The organism is Mucilaginibacter yixingensis (genome assembly GCF_041080815.1).
Taxonomy (GTDB): Bacteria; Bacteroidota; Bacteroidia; order Sphingobacteriales; family Sphingobacteriaceae; genus Mucilaginibacter; species Mucilaginibacter yixingensis.
The window spans coordinates 924,235-946,774 of the sequence record NZ_CP160205.1 but is presented as its reverse complement, the minus strand read 5'-3'; the positions used below and the strand labels follow the sequence as shown (position 1 = coordinate 946,774).

The 22,540-nt window shown below is 45.5% G+C and carries 16 protein-coding genes; 5 read left to right on the top strand and 11 right to left on the bottom strand.

Annotation, left to right across the window (positions count from 1 at the left end; genetic code table 11):
* Positions 1–24: 24 nt before the first annotated feature.
* Complete coding sequence (locus ABZR88_RS03970) at positions 25–1,080, bottom strand: GAF domain-containing protein (RefSeq protein WP_170113646.1); 1,056 nt, start codon at positions 1,078–1,080, stop codon at positions 25–27.
* A 299-nt stretch (positions 1,081–1,379) separates the two neighbouring features.
* On the opposite strand from ABZR88_RS03970, the gene lat reads away from it, so the two are divergent.
* Together lat and ABZR88_RS03960 are read left to right on the top strand one after the other, a co-directional pair.
* On the top strand, positions 1,380–2,711 hold the full coding sequence (gene lat / locus ABZR88_RS03965) for an L-lysine 6-transaminase (protein ID WP_107829904.1): 1,332 nt from the start codon (positions 1,380–1,382) through the stop codon (positions 2,709–2,711).
* Positions 2,712–2,920: 209 nt separating this feature from the next.
* A complete protein-coding gene (locus ABZR88_RS03960; protein ID WP_107829902.1) occupies positions 2,921–3,361 on the top strand; it encodes a hypothetical protein in 441 nt (146 codons plus the stop codon).
* Between the two features lie 244 nt (positions 3,362–3,605).
* Here the strand turns inward: ABZR88_RS03960 and ABZR88_RS03955 are convergent, their stop codons facing one another.
* Complete coding sequence (locus ABZR88_RS03955; RefSeq protein WP_107829900.1) at positions 3,606–4,895, bottom strand: citrate synthase; 1,290 nt, start codon at positions 4,893–4,895, stop codon at positions 3,606–3,608.
* A gap of 349 nt (positions 4,896–5,244) precedes the next feature.
* Here ABZR88_RS03955 and ABZR88_RS03950 point away from each other — a divergent pair, with 349 nt between their 5' ends.
* Positions 5,245–8,859, top strand: coding sequence for a PAS domain-containing hybrid sensor histidine kinase/response regulator (locus ABZR88_RS03950; RefSeq protein WP_170113645.1), 3,615 nt, complete (start codon positions 5,245–5,247; stop codon positions 8,857–8,859).
* On the opposite strand, the gene ABZR88_RS03945 is transcribed toward ABZR88_RS03950, so the two are convergent.
* Entirely contained in the window at positions 8,856–10,106 is a 1,251-nt protein-coding gene (locus ABZR88_RS03945) for an ABC transporter permease (protein WP_107829896.1), read from the bottom strand. The genes ABZR88_RS03950 and ABZR88_RS03945 overlap by 4 nt on opposite strands.
* A gap of 153 nt (positions 10,107–10,259) precedes the next feature.
* Between ABZR88_RS03945 and queA the strand changes: the two genes are divergently transcribed.
* Both queA and ABZR88_RS03935 read left to right on the top strand, forming a co-directional pair.
* A complete protein-coding gene (gene queA, locus ABZR88_RS03940; protein ID WP_107829894.1) occupies positions 10,260–11,309 on the top strand; it encodes a tRNA preQ1(34) S-adenosylmethionine ribosyltransferase-isomerase QueA in 1,050 nt (349 codons plus the stop codon).
* Between the two features lie 240 nt (positions 11,310–11,549).
* Positions 11,550–12,254, top strand: a complete 705-nt coding sequence (locus ABZR88_RS03935; protein WP_107829892.1) for a 2-C-methyl-D-erythritol 4-phosphate cytidylyltransferase — start codon at positions 11,550–11,552, stop codon at positions 12,252–12,254.
* Between the two features lie 162 nt (positions 12,255–12,416).
* Here ABZR88_RS03935 and ABZR88_RS03930 read toward each other — a convergent pair whose 3' ends face one another.
* The 8 genes from ABZR88_RS03930 to ABZR88_RS03895 all read right to left on the bottom strand — a co-directional run bounded on the left by ABZR88_RS03930 (position 12,417) and on the right by ABZR88_RS03895 (position 22,457).
* On the bottom strand, positions 12,417–13,667 hold the full coding sequence (locus tag ABZR88_RS03930) for an aminotransferase class I/II-fold pyridoxal phosphate-dependent enzyme (RefSeq protein WP_107829890.1): 1,251 nt from the start codon (positions 13,665–13,667) through the stop codon (positions 12,417–12,419).
* Positions 13,668–13,781: 114 nt separating this feature from the next.
* A complete protein-coding gene (locus ABZR88_RS03925; protein WP_107829887.1) occupies positions 13,782–14,240 on the bottom strand; it encodes a hypothetical protein in 459 nt (152 codons plus the stop codon).
* 72 nt (positions 14,241–14,312) lie between these two features.
* Positions 14,313–15,950: a cell division protein FtsZ gene (gene ftsZ, locus ABZR88_RS03920; protein ID WP_107829885.1), complete on the bottom strand. Its 1,638-nt coding sequence runs from the start codon at positions 15,948–15,950 to the stop codon at positions 14,313–14,315.
* A gap of 233 nt (positions 15,951–16,183) precedes the next feature.
* Positions 16,184–17,533, bottom strand: coding sequence for a cell division protein FtsA (ftsA, locus tag ABZR88_RS03915; protein ID WP_107829883.1), 1,350 nt, complete (start codon positions 17,531–17,533; stop codon positions 16,184–16,186).
* Between the two features lie 2 nt (positions 17,534–17,535).
* Positions 17,536–18,399 carry a cell division protein FtsQ/DivIB gene (locus ABZR88_RS03910; RefSeq protein ID WP_107829882.1) on the bottom strand — a complete coding sequence of 288 codons (864 nt, stop codon included), beginning with the start codon at positions 18,397–18,399 and terminating at the stop codon, positions 17,536–17,538.
* Entirely contained in the window at positions 18,392–19,750 is a 1,359-nt protein-coding gene (murC, locus tag ABZR88_RS03905) for a UDP-N-acetylmuramate--L-alanine ligase (RefSeq protein WP_107829880.1), read from the bottom strand. The genes ABZR88_RS03910 and murC overlap by 8 nt, the downstream gene beginning before the upstream one ends.
* 273 nt (positions 19,751–20,023) lie before the next feature.
* A complete protein-coding gene (gene murG / locus ABZR88_RS03900) occupies positions 20,024–21,130 on the bottom strand; it encodes an undecaprenyldiphospho-muramoylpentapeptide beta-N-acetylglucosaminyltransferase (RefSeq protein ID WP_107829878.1) in 1,107 nt (368 codons plus the stop codon).
* 133 nt (positions 21,131–21,263) lie between these two features.
* On the bottom strand, positions 21,264–22,457 hold the full coding sequence (locus ABZR88_RS03895) for an FtsW/RodA/SpoVE family cell cycle protein (protein ID WP_107829876.1): 1,194 nt from the start codon (positions 22,455–22,457) through the stop codon (positions 21,264–21,266).
* Positions 22,458–22,540: the final 83 nt, after the last annotated feature.

Sequence of the window (22,540 nt, the reverse complement as noted above, 5' to 3'; positions counted from 1 at the left end):
ATGCTTTCTGCTTTTACATTTCTGCTAATTGATCATATTTACAATCATCCTTATCTTATCGTCCAGCTCCCGGGTGGTTTCCTCCAACATGTACATCTCTTCCGTCATTTCAGGGGAATGATCCAGCTTCAGCACTTCCATTAATCCTAAAATAGTAGCTACCGGCTTTCGCAATTCATGCGATTGCATATGCGCTATCTGCCGTAAGGAGCTGTTTTGCGCCAGTATTTTTTCTTCGTTTACCTTGCGCGCGGTGATATCTGTAGCGTTATAAGAAATACCAATAATCTTTCCTTCAGCATCGAAACCTGGTTCAAAGGCCACATACCACCATATACGTTCGCCATTTTTGTAGTTCACCTCACGCTCAAAGGTGATGGTTTTGCCGCTCAATGCCTGTTTAAAATCAGTAGTAAAACTTTCTAAAGCGGGGCCTTGCAGTATCTGGTTTACGTGGGTGCCCTGCTTAAGCATTACGTTATACATACGCTTCAGAAACGAGGCCATATTTTTATTATAGGCCATAACGCCCATATCCCTATCAATAAGCAAGTGGCATGAACTGGAACTTTCAAAAAAAGAGCGCAGTTTAGTCTCGGCGTCACGGGCCTGTAAGAACTGTTGTTTCAGCAAATTAATACTAAACTCAAACTCCATAATCTGGATAACACGTTTGGCCAACACTCTTAACAATCTGCTTTGCACTGGCGTAAACTCGCGCGAAATCACATCTAAGATGCAGATGCTGCCTAATAAATGTCCGTCATGTGTAGTAAGGGGTACACCGGCATAAAACACAACATTAGGATTACCGGTTACAAAGGGATTACTGGCAAAACGCTCATCCTTATGCGTATCGGTAACCACCATCAAATCGTTACCCAAATTCAGGTAGCGGCAAAAGCTGTCACTGTTGCTCACCTGCTCAACATCGGTACCTACTTTGTATAAAAAATATTGAGTATCACCCTCAATAAGGGTAATAAGTGCTATAGGGCAATTCAGCAGCTCTGCAGTAAGCTCAATCATCTCCTGCAGTTCGGCATCTTTGTCTATTTCCAGGTTTAAAAATCGGTGCAAGGCTTGCAACCTCTCAAGGTCTTTAATAGCCATTAGGTTTTGGTTGAAGCGTAAATATAACTTTTAATATCCGTAGCCAAAATAACCTTTTTATACGATTATATCTTGAAGCTGGTTTTCCATCTTCCGGAAAGTTTGCAACATTTATAATACGTTCATTTCATCCATACCGTTTCCTTGCCCGGTACAAAAACTAACTTTAAACCGCCTAAACCCAACTAATTCACCAATTGGTATAAAAACCTACAAAATTGCTTGTTTTGGGGCTTTTTAGTAAATTTACGTAAACGCATAAGCCCATGTATAGCCTTCCCAAAAATCCAGACAGTGTTGCAGAGACGTTGAGCAAGCACATCCTTGCCGATGGGTTTGACCTTATATTTGACATGGAAAAAAGCAACGGTGTGCATATTTATGACTCGAAATATAACCGCACGCTGCTTGATTTTTTTACCTGCTTTGCCTCGGTACCGCTGGGCTATAATCACCCTAAAATGCTGGGCGATGAGGCCTTTAAAAAAAGCCTGATGCTGGCTGCGCTTACTAACCCATCAAACTCTGATATTTATACTACACAGTACGCCCAGTTTCTGGAAACTTTTGATCGCGTAGGTATCCCTGACTACCTGCCCCATGCCTTTTTTATTGCCGGCGGGGGCCTGGCTATAGAGAATGCCCTGAAAGCCGCCATGGACTGGAAGGTACAGAAGAATTTTGCTAAAGGCCATCAAACCGAAAAAGGCCATAAAGTATTGCATTTTGAACATGCGTTTCACGGACGTACGGGATACACGCTTAGCCTTACCAATACCCTTCCGGTAAAAACCCGCTGGTTTGCCCGGTTTGAATGGCCGCGGGTAAGTACGCCTTACGTTAATTACCCGCTTACAGATGAAAACATGGCCGATCTGCTGCAACGCGAAGCCGCCTCAGTAGCCCAGATTAGAAAAGCTTTTGCCGATAATCCGGATGAGATCTGCGCTATTATTATTGAGCCGGTACAATCTGAAGGGGGCGATAACCATATCCGCAAGGAGTTTGCCGAGCAGTTGCGCCAACTGGCAGATGAATATGAGGCCTTGCTGATTTATGACGAGGTGCAAACCGGCGTTGGCCTGAGCGGCAAGTTTTGGTGCCACGAGCATTTTGGCGAGAAGGCCCGTCCGGATATAATTGCTTTTGGCAAAAAGATGCAGGTTTGCGGCATACTGGCCGGCCCGCGGATTGACGAAGTTGAGAATAATGTTTTCCACGTGTCATCGCGCATCAACTCTACCTGGGGTGGCAACCTAGTTGACATGGTACGCTCGGCCAAGATCATGGAGATTATTGAGGAGGATAATTTGTGTACCAGCGCGGCCCAGACCGGTAACTACCTACAACAACAATTATTAAAATTAGCCGAAAAATACCCGCTCATAAATAATGTACGCGGCAAGGGTTTACTTACTGCTTTTGATTTCCCCGATCAGGCCACCCGCGACCATTTTATTCAGAAAGGGCTTGAGCATCATGTGATGTTTTTAGGCTGCAGTCATCGCACCATCAGGTTTCGTCCGGCCTTGATTATGAAGCCAGAACACATTGATGAAGGGTTAGATGTTATGGAAAAAATATTAAATAACATTTAATTGTAATAATACTGCTACAGTTTTGCCATTTAACCTGTAGTATATTTTTTTTTAAGTCAGAACATACTAATATTGTCTGTGCTCGTTATTAAATAACAAGTGCAACACACTAACACTATTGCTATTTATTGGAAAGCTTATGCTCCCGCAGGTTGTGCTCCCTGGCGGGCGACTTGCTTTGTGATAGATGGAGCTACACAACGAGTAAAATGAGCAAGCAAACTGAAAAATTAAAAAAACAATTAATTGAGATTTCTGAAGTGGTGAACCTGTTTAAATCTGAGGCGGTACAGGTAAAGATTGTTGACAAACTTTTGGATGCCATTATTGAATCAGAGCGTACCGACGCAGACACCGACTCACAAGGTAAAAAGCAATTAAGGTTTAAACCAGAAGGCCTGCAAATTGAGCACCACGCCAGCCGAAAAAAACCCGGCGCTACCAAGGTTTTAAATCAACTGCTTAACACAACCGATTTTTTTAACACCACCCGCTCTATTTCTGCCATTGCAGATCATTGCAAAACCGAATATGATTCTGATTTTAAAACGTCAGAGCTATCGGGCATCCTGCTAAAACTGGCTAATGAGCATAAGTTAAAACGCGAACGCAGCCACGCCAACAACCGGTATGAATATGTAAAAGCGTAAAAAGGAAGGCCCGACAAAATCGGGCCTTCCTTTTTTGAGGTTAGCGGAATTACAATCTCAACAACACGTCATTGCGAGGGACGAAGCAATCTCTGCGGAGGACAATTGGACATGCATATCCGCTCGGCATGTACAAAGATTGCTTCGTTCCTCGCAATGACGATAAAGGGTGTAGGCCCCTATCGAAAAAAAAGCCCCGGCAAATGCCGGGGCTTCACTATATCTAAGTCTGACAAGCTTTCTATTATCTGTCAGCAGTAGCTACATAATCGCGCGTAGTCTTACCGGTATACACCTGGCGCGGACGGCCGATTGGCTCTTTGTTAGCTTTCATTTCTTTCCATTGTGCAATCCATCCTGGCAAACGGCCCAGTGCAAACAGCACCGTGAACATTTCTGTTGGGAAGCCCAACGCACGGTAAATGATGCCTGAGTAGAAATCTACGTTAGGGTACAGTTTACGCTCTACAAAGTATGGATCTTTCAGGGCAACTTCTTCCAGACGCTTGGCAATTTCCAGCACTTCGTCTTGTACGCCTAATTTTTCCAGGATATCGTCACATGCCTTTTTAATGATCTTGGCGCGTGGGTCAAAGTTTTTGTACACACGGTGACCGAAACCCATCAAACGGAACGGATCATTTTTATCTTTTGCTTTGGCAATCCATTTATCGGTATCGCCGCCGTCTTCTTTAATTTTTTCCAGCATTTCAATTACTGCCTGGTTAGCACCACCATGCAGCGGGCCCCACAGTGCAGAAATACCTGCAGAAATTGATGCATAAAGGTTAGCATCTGATGAACCTACAATACGCACGGTAGAAGCAGAACAGTTTTGCTCATGATCTGCGTGCAGTATCAGCAATTTGTTCATCGCGTCAATCACAACAGGATCTATGCCGGTAAACTCTTCTGTACGCTCCGCAAAGGTCATGTACATAAAGTTGGTTACATAATCATATTTGTTCTGCGGATAGATAAACGGATGATCCAGTGATTTTTTGTAGATCCATGAAACCAGCGTGCTCATTTTAGCAATCAGTTTCACAATCTCCAGATTCACTTCCTCGGTGCTCTGGCCCTGTTTTAATGATTCAGGGTTGAAGGCAGCCAGCGCACCAATAAGTGATGACAACTGACCCATTGGGTGTGAACCGCGCGGGAAACCGTCGAAAAACTTTTTCATGTCCTCATGCACCAGCGTGTGGCGGCTAATGAGTTTCTGAAAATCATTTAGCTGATCTGCTGTTGGCAGCTCACCGTAAATTAATAAATAAGCTACTTCAATAAAGGTTGATTTCTCGGCCAATTGCTCAATTGGATAACCACGGTATTTCAGAATACCCAGTTCGCCATCCAAAAACGTAATGGCACTTTTGGTTGCGCCGGTGTTTTTGTAGCCAATATCCAGTGTAATGTAACCGGTAAGGTCTCTCAATTTTGAAATATCAATCGCTTTTTCGTTCTCGGTGCCTTCAATAACAGGTAGGTCGTAAGTTTTATCACCAATTTGCAGATGTGCAGTTTCAGACATAGAAAAATATTTGTATTCGCTAAGCAAATGTAATTAAATCTCCGTATTATTACCTTTTATTTGTTAGAAGGATTGTAATTTTTCTTTGTCAAACAACAAAATAATAAAGTAAACCCCGCCGATCCGGTATTTTTTTTAGCAAAAGCAGATGTATTTAACAAAAAACGCAATTTTGTTAATCAGTAATGACTCGCCCGTGTACCAGGGGTTGATACTGACTTTCTCTGCTTTATTGCTGATAGCGCTTGTATTTTTGCTCCTTCACAAGCTAAAAACACTGCGTGACGAGTATAAAAACAATCGCGAAGAAATAGAATTCGCCTCGGAAGTCAAAAAAAACCCTTTTTTTTTGGCTCAAAAAGACCCACAACCAGAAGCATCGACACCGGTAAATGCACCGGTAGATAAGCCTCAGGCAAAACCTCAACCGGTTACAGAAGAGCATCGCCCGACCATTATTTTTGAAAATACGCTAGAACCGGAAGATGCCAGTCAGCACACACTATTTAAAAGCGCCACGCCATTAATTACCCCTGCTGAAATAAAACCCAAAGAACAGCCACATCTTATTGAACCAAACGTTGATAACCATAAAACAGAGGTTGAGGTTCCTCTTGCATCTGTTTCCCCATTGATTGAAGCCAAACCCTTAGATGGGCATCACTATAAAAACGGCCATCAGGCGTTGCAAATGCCTAACGTGGTATTACCAGCAGCAAAGCCGCCTGTTATACCAGCAATAAAAGAGCCAGAGCGGGTAATTGCTAACGACCTTGTACCTGAAAACGACAGCAGCGATCAAGACACTGTAAATGAAGAACCTACAGTAGCCCAGCCTATAGGTAATGAATCTGAAACATCAATAGCGAACGAAGTTCCGGCTATAAAAGCGGCTATCAACGGCACGCATAACGTCAATGGCTCTTATCAGAACGGTAATTCAGCCCGGCAAACGGTTCAGCCTATTGTACCGGAGGTGCAGCCCGCGCCCGCCATTACCATGCCAACCCAAGCTAAAGTTATTGCTGATACCGCATTTACGGCTCGTCCGCTCAATACTATTCCACCAAAAAATGAGGTGGCAGACCGCGAGGCTATCGATGCCATCCTAAACTCGCTTACCGATATTATTTTTGAGTTTGATGAGCAGAAAATCTGTCTTAATGTTTGGTACAATAAAACCCGTGCGCTACTGGTTGATCTGAGCACTTTCAAAGGCAAAACCATTTCAGAAAGCATTGGGGAAGAGAAAGCCTTCGAGTTGGAAAAAGCATTAGACCAGGCCATTCAAACACACGAATGTGTTACCGTTGAGTTTGGTTCACTGTTTGGTTCGGGCCGATGGTTTTCGGCCAAGGTGAGTCCGGTATTCAATGCTCATGGCGATTATACCGGCCGCATGACGGCATCTGTAACCGACATTTCTGAACAAAAAAAATACTCAGCCGCGTTAAAAGAAAATCAAAATCAGCTAATTGAGGCCCAACGCATGGCCAAAATGGGCAACTGGTGGTATGACCTGGAGCTGAAACAAACGTACTGGTCTGACAACCTTTTTGCTTTGTTAGATATCAACGCACTACCCGTTGGCGTAAGTCATTTTGAATACTACGCCCGGCTGGTAAATGCAGAAGACCGGCGCACTATTTACCAGTTTTTTGCCGATCTGACCGAGATGGCCAACCGCGAGACCGAGCACCGAATTGTTACCGCTAAAGGCGCGCAACGGTATTTCCAGATTGTACGGGGCGAACCTATCCGCAACCGCCATGGCAAAATTGTGCGCCTTACCGGCATTATTAAAGATGTTACCGAGAGTCGCCAGTCTGAACGTGCCATTAAGAAAAGCCGTGCAGAACTACTGGAGGCACAAACTATTGCCAAAATAGGCAACTGGAAATGGTATTTTAACCAGAAAACCCTCACCTGGTCTGACGAGGTTTATCACATTCACGAAGTGCCGCCCCGTAAGCAGAAAGACCATGGCATGGGCAATTTTAAATTGCTGCTTACCTACGTGCATCCGGAGGATCAGGATATTTTGCGCGCCTTCCTGAAAGATCCCGCCAACCTGAAGCGGGCAAGCTATGAATATCGTATTATCACGCCAAACCATACCGTCAAGCACCTGAGCATCATCATCGGCCGGATTAAACGCAATGAGGATGGCAGCATCCGCAGTGTGATTGGTACCCTGCAGGATATTACCGACCGTAAAGCGGCCGAAATTATTGTACAGAAAACAGAAGACAACTACAAACTGGTTTTGGAGGCTGTTAAATTGGCCGCCATATCACTTGATAAAAATGGCAACATCCTTTTCTGCAATAAGTATTTGGCTAATTTGCTGGGGTATACGCAGGAGAGCCTGATTGGCCAAAACTGGATCCGCCACTTTGTACCAGATGACGCCAAGAAGGTAATTAGAGGATGGTATGAGAACGACAACCTGGAATCAACCTACGTTAACCCTATTATTTGTCGCAACGGCGAGCAGCGCCTGATAGCCTGGCAAAACAGTGTTATTTATGATGACCTGGGGCGCATTAAGCAAACCACCAGCATTGGCGAAGATATTACCGATAAGCAAAAAGACCGCCAGCAACTGATTGACGCTAAGGAAGAAGCCGAAAAAGCATCGTCCTTCAAATCAGATTTTCTGTCTACCATGAGTCATGAGATCCGCACGCCAATGAATACGGTGATTGGCACGGCTAATTTGCTGATAGCAGACAACCCTCGTCCGGAACAATTACCTTATCTGGAAAACCTCAAATTCTCGGGCGAAACCCTGCTGGGCATCATCAACGATATTCTTGATTATAACAAAATTGAGGCTGGCATGTACAACCTGCACATGGTACCGGTTGATCTGCATCTGCTATTGGAGAACATCAGTCGATCATTCCGCGTCAGGGCCGACCAGAAGGATCTGAAACTTAACTTATCGGTAGACCGCAGCATTCCTGACGCCATCATGGCAGATCCTGTCCGCCTGGGGCAGATCATGAACAACCTGATCGGCAATGCGGTTAAATTTACCAATACTGGCAGCGTGGATGTAGGCGTAAAACAAGAGCAACGCACTAACAACAGCGTGACTTTACGCTTTACAGTGACTGATACCGGCACCGGCATTGCCAAAGAAAACCTTGAAAAAATATTTGAGCCGTTTGTTCAGGAAATGAAGGTGGACCAAAACGGTGGCAGCGGCCTGGGCCTGGCTATTGTTAAACGCTTAATTGAATTGCATGGCGGGCGCATCAGTATATCAAGCGTGGTTGGTAAAGGCACCCAGATTAGCTTTGCCATTCAATATGCCTATGAGCCCAATACAACAAAAAGACCGGCTGTTGCGCAAGCTGCCACACCGCAAACAGCTAAACCGGCCGCGCATGTACCAGTAACTGTACAAGCAGAATTACCAGTTAAAGAAACAACAAACCCTGCATCAAAATCAGAATCGCTGCAAGCGACGGCGCCAATTCAGGCCAGTAAGCCAGAGCCTTCTGTTCAACCAGCGGCTACTGTGCAGCCAACAACACCGGGCTACGCCAGCGCAGAACAGAAGATGATGAATGCCGATTTAAACGGCATGAAGGTGCTGGTGGTTGACGACAATAAGATGAACATCCTCATCGCTAATCGTTTTTTAAACAAATGGAATGTCAAAACCTTTGAGGCCAGTAACGGAGCCATTGCCGTAGAAATGGCAGATCAGCAACAGTTTGATCTGATTATTATGGACCTCCAGATGCCTGTAATGGACGGATTTGAGGCCACACAGCTGATCAAACAAAAGTACCCGCAGATACCGGTTATCGCCCTCACTGCTGATGCGATGCCAGAGACTTACCAAAAAGCCAGCAGCATGGGCATGAATGATTTTCTGACCAAACCCTTTATGCCCGAAATTCTGTTTGAGAAAGTATCGAAGTTTTATAAGGCTGGAGTTACGGTTTAATTACTCCTTATCGCTTCCACCGGATCTAATCGCGAAGCAAACCAGGCAGGTATGATGCCTGAGATAATACCGATAACTACAGAAATAGTGAGCCCTTTGATGATATTGCTGAGATAGAGTACTACAGCTACATCAAAGGCATTTTTTACAATCAATGTGCCGGCATAAACCAGCCCCAGACCAATCAAGCCGCCTAGCAGACAAAGCACAATAGCCTCAATCAAAAATTGCAGCAGGATAAAGTAATTTTTAGCGCCCAACGATTTTTGTATACCGATGATATTGGTGCGCTCTTTAACCGATACGAACATAATATTGGCAATGCCGAAGCCCCCCACCAGGATAGAGAAACCACCGATGATCCAGCCGGCCATATCCACAAAATCAAAAAGCTTATTAAAGCCCTCGGTTATTATGGTTGATTGATTGAGCGCAAAGTTATCTTCCTGTCCAGGCTTTAACATGCGGATGGCGCGCATCAGGCCGTCCAGTTCGCTGGCAACCTCGCCTTCGGTAATACCTGGCTTACCTTTAACTACAATTTGAGATCCGTATCTATTATTTTGAATATCAATTAGGTTTCGCGCAAAGCTTATCGGCATCATCACCAACTTATCTGAAGTTATGCCCAGCATATCCTCGCCCTCTTTGGCAAAAACGCCAATCACCTGCATGTTCCGGCCCATTACTTTAATGCGTTTGCCGATGGCATCTTCATGCGGAAAAAGCCCGGAAGCTATATCGGCACCTATCAAAACCTCAGCTGCGCCCGCGCGTGATTCCATTTCGGTAAAATACCGCCCCTCCTGCATATCAAAGTTGCGGGTCAAATAATAATCATAGGTTGATGCATTGATATCTACGTTCTCTACAAAGTTACTGCCATACTTTACCGTCCGGTTAGACAAATAGATCTGGTAGGTAACGCCTACAGCAGTTTGAGTACGGTCTTTCAACTTCTCATAGTCGCGCAGATTGGGCGTTGGGCGCTGGGCATATTTCCACCAGGGGTAATCTTTATCGCCAAAGGCCCAGGGCATTTTTTGTATATAAATACTGTTGCTGCCCAGTTTATCTACACTGCTTTGCAGGTTATTGTGCAACGTATCAACTGCCGACAGCACGGCTATAATGGTAAAAATACCAATGGTTACTCCCAGTAATGACAGTACAGTGCGTGTTTTATTCTGACGCAGGGCATCAAACGCAAACAAAAAGCTTTCCCGGAGTAATTTTAGAAATATCATGCTGTATATGGGTTAGACACCCCGCCCCTATAATGGTTACAACTTCTGTTATTTTTATTTTTTGACGAAGTAATCACACAAACACGCTGATTATCCGTTTAATATTACTGAAAAATTTATACATTTGCCCCCTAAAATTTTATATAGGCTACTATGAAATTATCTCAATTTAAGTTTAACTTACCAGAATCGCTAATTGCACACAACCCCGCCGACCAGCGCGACGAGGCCCGCCTGATGGTACTGCACCGCGATACCGGTAAAATTGAGCATAAAATATTCAAAGATGTACTGGACTATTTTGATGATAAGGATGTAATGATCCTTAACAACACAAAGGTATTTCCTGCCCGTATGTATGGCAACAAAGAGAAAACCGGCGCTACCATTGAGGTTTTCCTGTTGCGCGAATTGAATAAAGAACTGCGCCTGTGGGATGTGCTGGTTGATCCGGCCCGTAAAATCCGCGTAGGCAACAAACTTTACTTTGGCGACGACGATCTGCTGATTGCCGAGGTGGTAGATAACACTACCTCACGCGGCCGTACCATCCGTTTCCTGTTTGACGGTACCGATGAAGAGTTCCGTCGCAACATCGAGATCCTGGGTGAAACTCCACTGCCAAAATATATCAAACGTAAAGCTACTGCCGAGGATAAAGAGCGTTACCAAACCATTTTTGCTAAACACGAAGGTGCTGTTGCTGCTCCAACTGCCGGCCTGCACTTTAGCCGCGAGCTGATGAAACGCCTTGAACTAAAAGGTGTTGAATTTGCCGAAGTAACCCTGCACGTTGGTTTAGGTACCTTCCGCCCGGTTGAGGTGGAGGATCTGACCAAACACAAAATGGATTCAGAGCAGATCATTATTGAGCAGCGCCAGGCTGATATTGTAAACCGCGGTATTGAGCGTAAAAAACGCATCTGTGCCGTTGGTACAACTTCAATGCGTGCTATTGAATCTGCAGTTTCTGCCAACAAAACCCTGAAAGCGGTTAACGACTGGACCAGCAAGTTCATTTTCCCTCCATATGATTTCAGCATTGCTAACTCTATGGTAACCAACTTCCACACACCAGAATCAACCCTGTTGATGATGATCTGTGCATTTGGCGGTTATGATGAGGTAATGAACGCTTATGAAATTGCAGTAAAAGAGAAATACCGTTTCTACAGCTATGGCGATGCCATGCTGATTATCTAATTTCGAACTTCGGAATTAAGATTTCAGATTTGATAATATAGGATGTGAGATTGGGGAACCGGTCTCACATTTTTTGTTTTTAGAGCCTTTCCAATGAGCTCCTCACCGATGTCATTTCGAACGAAGCGCCGCGAAGAGAGAAATCTTAGCCCCCATGTTTTCCATTACGTTCAGCAAACGTCTAAGATTTCTCCCGCCGGTTGAAATGACAGGATGTTCATTTATTTCCTAACTTGCACCATGTCTCAAATCCGAAATTCGAAATCCGAAATTCGAAATCACAAAACCTACGCCATTATAGTTGCCGGCGGCACCGGCACGCGCATGCAGTCTGCTGTGCCCAAACAGTTTCTTTTATTAAATGGCGAACCAGTGTTGATGCATACCATCAGGGCATTTGCATCAACAGCAAACAAGCCGGAAATTATTGTGGTGATGCATCCAGAATTTCATGAGTACTGGCAACAGTTGTGCACCGAACATCAATTTACCATCCCTCATCAACTTATTAGCGGCGGCGAGACCCGCTTCCACTCCGTAAAGAATGGTCTGGCATTAACCGAGGATAATAGCCTGATTGCGGTACAAGATGCCGTACGTCCACTCACTTCACCAGCCATTATCGACAAGGCTTATGAGCAGGCTGCCATGCAAGGCAATGCCATTGTTGCCGTTAAAAGTCGCGACTCGATCCGGAGGCTACGAAACGGGCGCTCTGAGAACCTTTTACGCGATGAGATATGGCTGGTGCAAACACCCCAAACTTTTCAATCCAGCCTGCTTAAAAAGGCTTATGAGCAACCTTTTCACCAAGGGTTTACTGATGACGCCAGCGTAGTGGAACAATCTGGCGTGGATATACTTTTAATTGAGGGAGATCACCGGAATATGAAGATCACTTTTCCGGAGGATATTGCCATTGCAGAGTTATTATTGAGGCAATAGCATTGGCAATCTTAGAGTATGCCATTGCGAGCATGGCTGTGTATAAGGCCGAGCGTCATTCCTCCTCGCAATGACATATGATGAGACCCCGAGCGCCTACAAAAAAGCCCTTCAAAACAGCTAACCTGTATTGAAGGGCTCTTATATTAAAGGATGAAGCAATTAAGCTTCTATCATGCTTTTCTCTTTCTCTTTGTATTCACCAGCTTTCAAACGGGCAGAAATATCGCTAAAGGCATCCAGTGTACGTTGTACGTCTTCCAGGGTGTGTACCGCTGTTGGGATCAATCGCAGTTCGATCAGTCCTTTAGGAATTACCGGGTAAACTACAATTGAACAGAAGATCTGGTAACGCTCGCGCAAGTCCATAGTAAGGCTGGTAGCCTCGTGCAGGTCGCCTTTAAGGAATACCGGAGTTACTACGCTATTAGTGATACCGATGTCAAAACCGTGTTCTTTCAAACCGGTTTGCAGGGCAGTGGCAATGGTCCACAGTTTTTCACGCAGCTCTGGCTTAGTTTTCAGCAGTTCAAAGCGTTTTTTCAGACCCAGTACCATTGGCATAGGTAATGCCTTGGCAAAGGTTTGCGAACGCATGTTATAGCGCAGAAAATCAACAATCATCTTATCTGCCGCTACAAACGCACCGATACCTGCCATTGATTTAGCGAAAGTACCGAAGTATACATCTACCCCATCCACACAATCCTGCTCTTCATGAGCACCGGCACCGTTTTTACCCAGTGTACCGAAGCCGTGAGCATCGTCTATTAGCAGCCTGAATTTATATTTCTCTTTAAGAGCGATAATTTCTTTCAGTTTACCCTGCGCGCCCGACATACCAAATACGCCTTCTGTAATCACCAGGATGCCACCACCGGTTTGCTCGGTTAGTTTGGTAGCGCGCTCCAATTGCTTGGCACAGCTCTCAATATCATTATGTTGGTAAACAAAGCGTTTGCCCATGTGCAGACGCACACCGTCAATAATACAAGCGTGAGATTCACCATCGTAAACAATTACGTCGTTACGGTCAACCAGTGTATCAATAATTGATACCATGCCCTGATAACCGTAGTTAAGCAGGAACGCGTCTTCTTTACCAACAAACTCGGCCAGACCTTCTTCCAACTCTTCGTGGTGACGGGTATTGCCCGACATCATGCGCGCACCCATTGGGTAAGCCATACCAAAGTTGGCAGCCGCCTGGGCATCAGCCTCGCGTACTTCCGGGTGATTGGCTAAACCAAGATAGTTGTTCAGGCTCCAAACCAGGTGTTCTTTGCCCTGAAACATCATATGCGGCGCAATTTCACCTTCCAGTTTAGGAAACGAGAAATAACCATGAGACCATTTTTGATGCTGACCTATCGGTCCGCCCATATTTTTTGAGATTTTATCGAAAAGATCCAAAACGAGTTTACTTAAGATAATTTACAATGTACAAATATAATCAGAACAGCTTGTCAGAATGACAACTATAACTTTTTTTTATAGGTTATTTTTAGACGTTATAAACTCGATATGTTATCTTTCAGCATATCTTCTCTCATTTTCCTCATAATTAATAAACTCTTGATGGGACATTTTTAAGACCTGCATGCACATACCAGTATACCGATCTGGGTATTTATTTTTAAAAAACTGCCTTATACACCGTGCTGTAGTAGTTCCTTCAAAATCTTCCTTGCGAAAAGACAAATCTCTGCTAGCTTCTTTTTTATACAATCTCCGCCAAAGATTATACATATAAAAATAATGCAATACTATCCTTAATGAAACATCCTTAATATCTGCAACAACAACTTCATTACCAATACGTGGCTCAAAATATGCTTTTACTACCTGGTAGTTTTTTTCTATGGTATCTGCAGTCTCCTTAATGGTTTGGTTAGCAAATAAAAAACTCCCCTCTTCCGTTACAAGCCTTACAGCAGTATTTTCTTTTGTGACATTTATTCGAATTTCATCGATGTACAATTCCATGCCGAGCTTATAAAGTCAAGAAGCCCCTATGTTTGTTACAAAGGGGCTTCTTATTTTCTATGTTAGATTGATTTAATCAACATTATCGTGCAGGAAGGGGTTATTCTTCCTGATCTCGGTATTACCTTCATCATCAGTTAATAAGGAGAAACGTGACACCTGGCTCTCTGCCGATGGCGGGGTTTGCTGCAGGGCAATTTCTTTACGTTTGTAAGCCGGTACGTTTTCCAGCTCCTGGATGTTGCCGTTACGCATCTTCATGCTCAATTCTTTAAGCTTGATGATACGCTCGCGCGATTTGCGCAACTGCTCTTCCATCGTTTCGTCGGTTTTATGATCGTCTGCGCCAACAACCGCTTCCGGCTCTGGTTCAGGTTCCGGCTCCGGAATAAACGCATCCTGTACAGGCTCAAAGCTGATGGTTGGTTCTGCTATTTTAAAAGTAAACTCACCAAAATCAGGAGCAGGCTCTGCCGCAGTTGGTTCTTCAGCAATCAGGCTGTGTTTAATCACATCGTTGTTATTGCTGATGATGTTGCTGCCATCAGCCGCTTCTGGCGCGCCGAACAGATCAAACAGACCAGTTTGTTTCAGTTCTGCTTCCTTGGCTTTCAGGTATGGCTCAGAGAACACGTTTTCTACAGGGGCAGGTGCCGGGGCGATAAACTCGTTTACTGGTTTAACCAGCGGCGTATCCTGCGGCATCAGCATCGATATTACTTTTTTGCTGCTTTGCTCTTTATCACGTTCGTCTTTTGTTTGGAAACCGGTAGCAATGATGGTTACCGATAGCTGATCGCCCAGCGACTCATCCTGGCAGTTACCCCAAATTAAATCGGCAGCTAAACCAGCATTCTCCTGGATATAGTCGGTAATAATGCTTACCTCATCCATGGTTACCTCGTTAACGCCCGAGCTAATGTTTAATAAAATATAGCGTGCGCCTTCAATCTCATTGTCTTTCAACAGAGGAGAAGCAAGCGCACCCTGAACAGCTTTCAGCGCACGGTTTTCACCGTCTGCCGCGTGGCTACCCATAATGGCTACACCGCTGTCTTTCATTACGGTGCGCACATCTTTAAAGTCAACGTTGATATAGCCCGGCAGCGTAATGATTTCGGCAATACCTTTGGCAGCCGTGGTCAAAATGTTATCTGCCTGTGCAAATGCAGAGCTCATGGTAAGGTTACCAAAAATCTGACGCAGACGATCATTGCTGATGACCAGGAATGAATCCACGTACTTTTTCAGTTCCTCCAAACCTTCATCGGCCTGCATTTTACGACGCTTGCCCTCAAAAGAGAAAGGGGTGGTAATAATACCTACCGTTAAGATATCCAGCTCGCGGGCAGCCTTGGCAATAATAGGGCTTGCACCGGTACCGGTACCACCGCCCATACCTGCTGTAATGAACAGCATTTTGGTGGTAGTGCCCAGCATTTGCTTAATATCTTCAATGTTTTCTATAGCAGAGTTTTTGCCTACTTCCGGAATTGAGCCAGCACCCATTCCCTCGGTTAAACTGGCGCCCAACTGTACTTTGTTGGGGATAGGGCTCAGCTCCAATGCCTGGGCATCCGTGTTGCAGATAATGAAGTCTACACCGGTAATACCTTGCTTATACATGTGGTTTACTGCGTTCCCGCCGCCGCCGCCAACACCAATTACTTTGATGATTGACGATTTATCTTTTAACATTTCAAACTGCATAATCCTCGTTTTCAGCTATATGTTCCCTAATGAGTGGATACCTGTTGTGAATGTAATATTAATAGTTTTTCAACAAGAGTTTTCCACAATCGTTAACAATGTGGAAAAGTTATCCGGGTGTTGAAAAGTCCTTAAAACAGTGATTGGTTGGTTGAGAGAGTAGTTGATTAAGTGAGTAGTTTCAGACAAAAACAAATCACTTAATCAACCATTCAACTTAATCAACTAATCGCCTACTTCAAGAAATCCTCATCCTTGATATCGTCCTTTATAAATTTCTTTCCGGTTTCCAGCAGTTTGCTGAACAAGCCGAATTTTTTCTCGTCCTCATACTTGGTTTGCTTTTCAACCTTTGGCTGCACCTGCTGGGTTTGTCCGGCCATTTCGTACTCCATCTTCTGGATACCTTTAATGAGCAGACCAATACCGGTAGCAAACATCGGGCTTTGCAGCTCTTCATAAGTTTGCTTTGGCAGCACTTCGTTTTTAGACAAGTGCTCGTTAGGGTAACCCACACGGCAATCCAGTCCGGTAACGTATTCTACCAGTTGCGGCAGGTGCTTCAGTTGCGCACCGCCACCAGTTATAACGATGCCGGCTATCAGTTTCTTTTCATAGCCTGATGATTTGATCTCGTAGTACACGTGTTCTACAATCTCTTCCATACGGGCCTGGATAACGTAAGCCAGGTTTTTCACCGATATTTCTTTAGGCTCGCGACCGCGCAGACCAGGAACGCAAACAATCTCGTTCTCTTTGTTCTCGTCTGCCAGGGCAGAACCGAAACGCAGTTTCAGCTGCTCGGCAATGTTGCGCATTACAGAGCAACCCTCGCGGATATCTTCAGTTACGCTGTTACCGCCAAATGGAATAACCGCGGTATGACGGATGATGCCCTCGTGGAAGATGGCCACATCTGTAGTACCACCACCAATATCTACCAGCACCACACCGGCTTCTTTTTCTTCGTCGCTCAGTACCGATTCTGACGATGCCAGTGGCTCCAGAATCAGCTCCTGGCTATCCAGGTGGGCTTTGTTAACGCATTTAACAATGTTTTTGATAGCAGTAACCTGGCCAGAGATGATGTGGAAGTTAGCTTCCAGACGCACGCCTGCCATACCAACCGGATCTTTAATACCCGGCTCGTTATCTACCGTAAACTCCTGCGGCAGCACGTGGATGATCTCCTCGCCCGGAGGCATCACCAGGTTGTACATGTCTTCGATCAGTTTCTCGATATCCCGGCGACTGATCTCTGAGTTCAGATCTCTACGGGTAATTAAACCACGGTGCTGCAAGCTTTTGATGTGCTGGCCGGCAATACCTACGTTTACTACCTTTATTTCTACGTTAGACTGAGTACCGGCAACATCTACCGCTGCCAGAATGCCTTGTACCGTTTTATCAATGTTAGACACCATCCCACGCGTCACACCAGCCGATTCGGCTTTACCGATACCCAGCACTTCCACTTTCCCGTTCTTGCTACGGCGACCAACAATAGCGCAGATCTTAGTGGTACCGATGTCCAATCCTACCACAATTGGCGCACTTTTTTCGTGAGTTGAGCTTTTGTCCATAATTAGTTCTTTAAAATTGTGTCAACGGTTGCCGTTGCTACCGTTTTGGTTGAATCTTTCTTTATCGCGGATGTATCCTTCTTCGCGTTCTCGTTTCTAATCCCGATCACCTGATTTGGATACTTTATATTTATTACTCTGTAAGCATCCCAGCCTACCAGCGGGATGGCCTGCTTATAAAATGCACGCAGGTTAGCCAGTTTGGTTTCCAGCGAGTCTGCCGTACCCAGCAAGATGCGCTGATTGCCTACACGTGGCACCAGCTCTATCTCTCGCTGACTGTTTACATACAGCTCACCTATCTGGGCTGACCATAGCGAATCTTTGCTGATGTATTGCGCCGTCTTGAACAGATCCTTCGTCAGCTGATATTTTAGCGTATCAACCTTGCCGAAAAAAGGCTCGTCAATCACTCCGTTTGCTACCAACACCTTCGCGGTGAAATTATCTGACAACGGCACTTTCAGTCCATGCTCGTCTATATAGTAATCCTGGTTTACGTTGTTGATAATGCGCATCAGCGGCCGGCGCTGACTGATCTCAACGGTAATTACCCCGTCCATATCGGTATAAACCTTGGCTGCCTCCACAAATGGATTAGCCCTCAGTTTAGACTCCAACGCCTGGATATTAATATTCTGTAGCTTGCGCCCCACCAGCGAGTTACTTTCTATGCCGATGATACTGCTTACCCCGCCCTTGTCAATAAAGTACTGATTACCGGGAATGATCACCTGTACTTTGGTACATACAATAGCGGCTTTTTTAGCGCTCACAAAACTCATAACAAGGCCCATACCGGCCAGAAAAACTACCCAGATACAACTGAACAAAACTGTCCTCCAGAGGCGTTTATCTTTAAACATTCCCTAGTATGGTTTTTAATGGTTGTACTAATTGGTCTATATCTCCCGCACCCACAGTTAAAAGTAGCTCAGGATTTTCAACACGCACAATATCAAGCACTTCTTGTTTTCCACATTTGCGCTTATTCAACATTTTCATGCGCTCCAACACCATATCTGCGCTTACGCCTTCAATAGGCAGCTCGCGGGCCGGGTATATATCCAGCATCAATAACTCATCGCTCATGTCCAGCACCTCGGCAAAGCCATCGGCAAAATCACGGGTGCGGGTGAACAGGTGCGGTTGAAAAATAACGGTCAGCTTTTTGCCCGGATACAGTTTTTTAACTGAGCTGATAGCTGCACGCAGTTCTTCAGGATGATGAGCGTAATCATCAATATAGATATGCGCGTCATTCTTCACGATGTATTCAAACCGACGCTTAACGCCGGCAAAATTGCCCAGCGCGGCTTTAACGGCCTCCGGCGATACGCCCAGCAACAGCGCGGCTTGTGTAGCTGCAGTTGCATTGCTTACGTTGTGAATGCCGGGCATGCCCAGTCTGATATTTTTGATCCCTACCTCGCCATTACTGAAATCGAAATAGAAATCGCCGTTCTCTACGCGTACGTTGCTGGCTTCTACCTGGGCATTGTCATCAATGCCATAGGTCTGTCCGTCATGACCAATAGGCAGGCCCTCATGGTAGATCAGCTGTCCGCCCGGTTTAATTTGCCCGGCAAACAAGCGGAACGACTCCTGCAGGTGACTATGATCGCCATAGATATCCAAATGATCGGCATCCATGGAGGTAACAATGGCGATGTTTGGATGTAAGGTCAGGAATGAGCGATCATACTCATCAGCCTCTACCACTACCACGTCATTTTTGCCATACAGCACATTGGTCTGATAGTTGGCAGCAATGCCTCCCAAAAAAGCCGAGCAATCTGTACCCGATGCTTTGAGGATGTGCGCCACCATGCACGATGTGGTGGTTTTGCCATGCGTACCGGCAACCGCCACAGTAAACATGCCTTTACTGATCAACCCTAATACCTGCGAGCGTTTGAACAGTTCAAAGCCGCGATCACGGAAATACTTGATGATCTGTGAATCTGCCGGGATGGCCGGAGTGTAGATCACCAGTGTACTATCACAAGGCTTATCAAAGTTGATGGGCAGCCAATCTGGCCGGTCATCAAAGATGATCTGCATGCCTTCATTCTGCAACTCGGTTGTAAGCGGGGTTGATGTTTTATCATAACCGCACACCACACAACCCAGGTGCGCGAAGTAACGTGCCAGGCCGCTCATGCCTATGCCGCCTATGCCCACAAGGTAAACGCGTTGTATGTTTTGCAGTTCCATATCTTGTTGATTGAGTTGATAGATTGATTAAGTGAGTGGTTCTCGCTATTTCAATCCTGTTTTACAATCTGTTTATTATCCCAGTTCCTATTTTCTTAATCATTCCGACTCATCTTTTCTTAGCACACGCTTGTCGCTCCGAAAAGATCTCTCCCGTTGGTCGAGATGACATATATTTTTTATACCAATTATCCAACTACTCACCAAATCAACCATTCACTTAATCAACTAACCCTTAAACAGGTTCCCCGCCCATGAGCGGGGAACCGTGATCTAATTGTTGATTGTTATTTGGATAACTTCTTTTGCTATCACCTCATCGGCATTTGGCATGGCCAGTTTACCTATGTTGGTGCTCAGCGTTTTTTGTTTATCTTTGTCATTCAGCAGCGCCAGGGCTGTGTCTACCAATTTCTCTGACGCGTCTCTGTCGGCCACCAGCACAGCTGCACTTTCGCCAATCAGCGCAAGCGCGTTTTTGGTCTGATGATCTTCGGCCACATTTGGCGACGGCACCAGTATTACCGGTTTCTTTACCACACATAGCTCTGCAATGGTACCTGCACCGGCACGCGAGATGATGACATCAGCGGCAGCGTAGGCCAGATCCATCCGGTTTAAAAACTCGGTGATGCGGATGTTCGGGTGATAATCTTCGCCCAACTCCTCTATCAGCGTTTTATAGTAGAACTTGCCAGTCTGCCAGATCAGCTGCACATCGGCATCAATCAGCTTTTGCAAGCCTTCTTTAATGCTGTTGTTCAGCGTGCGGGCACCCAGACTACCCCCTGTTAACAGGATGGTCTTTTTATTAGGCGAGAGTTTAAACAACTCCAGCGCCTGCATGTGCTTGCCCGCTATGGCTACCGACTCCTTACGAATAGGGTTACCGGTTTTAATGATCCTATCGGCAGGGAAAAACTTCTCCATGCCATCAAAGGCCACGCATATTTTTTTTGCCTTTTTGCCCAGCCACTTGTTAGTGACGCCGGCAAACGAATTTTGCTCCTGGATCAGTGTAGGTATCCCCTTCAGCGAGGCCGCATACAACAGCGGACCGGAAGCATAACCACCCACACCAACCGCGGCATCAGGCTTAAATTCTTTTATAATTTGCAGGGCTTTGCGCACACTGCCCACCAGTTTAACAGGGAACATCAGGTTCTTCATAATTGAACCACGCTGAATACCCTGAATCTGTAAACCGATGATTTGGTAACCGGCTGCAGGCACTTTCTCCATCTCCATCCTACCGGCTGCGCCCACAAATAAGATCTCGGTGTTCGGATCGATCTGCTTCAAGGCATTGGCAATAGCAATAGCCGGGAAGATGTGCCCCCCTGTACCGCCGCCGCTAATGATTATTCTTTTAGATTTCACCGATTTAGTATTTTTTGATTACACCGATTATCCTCAACGTCATGCCGAACTTGTTTCGGCACCCCACATGCTAAGCTTGTAGCCTGTCCTGTGGGTTCCTGAAACAAGTTCAGGATGACTTTTATTTATTTTATTACGCCAGCGTTAAATCGCCAACAATCACTTTATTATTTCCCTTGGTTTCGCCACCCTCTTCTCCCGATTTCTTTAATTCTTCGTTCTCATCAATATGTCTGCTCACCGAGAGGATGATACCAAACGCCACACTGGTGAACAAGATGGACGTACCACCCATACTTACCAGCGGCAACGGCACACCCGTTACCGGACCCAAACCTACTGCCACCGCCATGTTGGCAAACGCCTGAATGGTGAGGCTAAAGCTCAATCCCGCTGCCAGCAAGGCACCGAACGCTTTTGGCGCTTTAGTAACGATCTTCATGCAGCGATAGAGCAGGAACAGGTAAATGCCTATTAAGGCGATGCCGCCAATCAGTCCGTATTCTTCCACAATAATGGCGTAGATCTCATCCGAAAATGCCTCGGGCAGATAGTTACGCTCTGTACTGTTACCCGGACCTTTACCCAGGATACCGCCAGATGCAATAGCAATCTTAGCGTGATCGCCTTGATATTTCTTAGCCGGATCTGCCAGCTCAGGGTGCATAAACGTGTGGATACGCGTCATATACAGGTGACGGCGCGGACCGAGGAACATTACTGCAGACACAATCAATGCACCACCGATACATACAATACCAATCTGTTTAACACTGATACGGCCGATGATCAACAACAAAATACTTACCCCAAACAACATCAGCGCAGTTGACATGTTGGCCCAGGCAATCAGCGCAAACACCACACAAACCGAGCCCATGATTGGCACAAATGACTCTTTTACACTTTTAATATGCTCCTGCTTGCGCGATAACAACCTGGCCAGGTAAGTAATCAGCGCAAGCTTAGCCATATCCGAGGTCTGGAAGCTGAGGCCAGTACCGGGGATATTGATCCAGCGGGATGCATTGTTAATTGTAGCACCAAACGCCAGCGTGTATAACAACAGAGGAATGGTCACAATCATCAGCAACTTAGAGATACCGGCATAGTAGCGATAGTCCAGCTTGTGCGATATGTACATCAAAGCAATACCACCAAATATCATGGCCATGTGCTTCATCAGGATAGACTCCACACCCACGCCGCGCTTATAGGCCAGCGTACCAGTAGAGCTGTACACCGCCAGCATAGACAGCACCGATAACAGGATAACGATCAACCAGATCCACCTGTCTCCTTTGGTATTGCTAAGTATCTTGTTCATATCCTTTGTTAATTACTCCGATTTCTATTTTGATTTCACCCGCCCCTTTCGTCATGCCGAACTTGTTTCGGCACCCCACATGC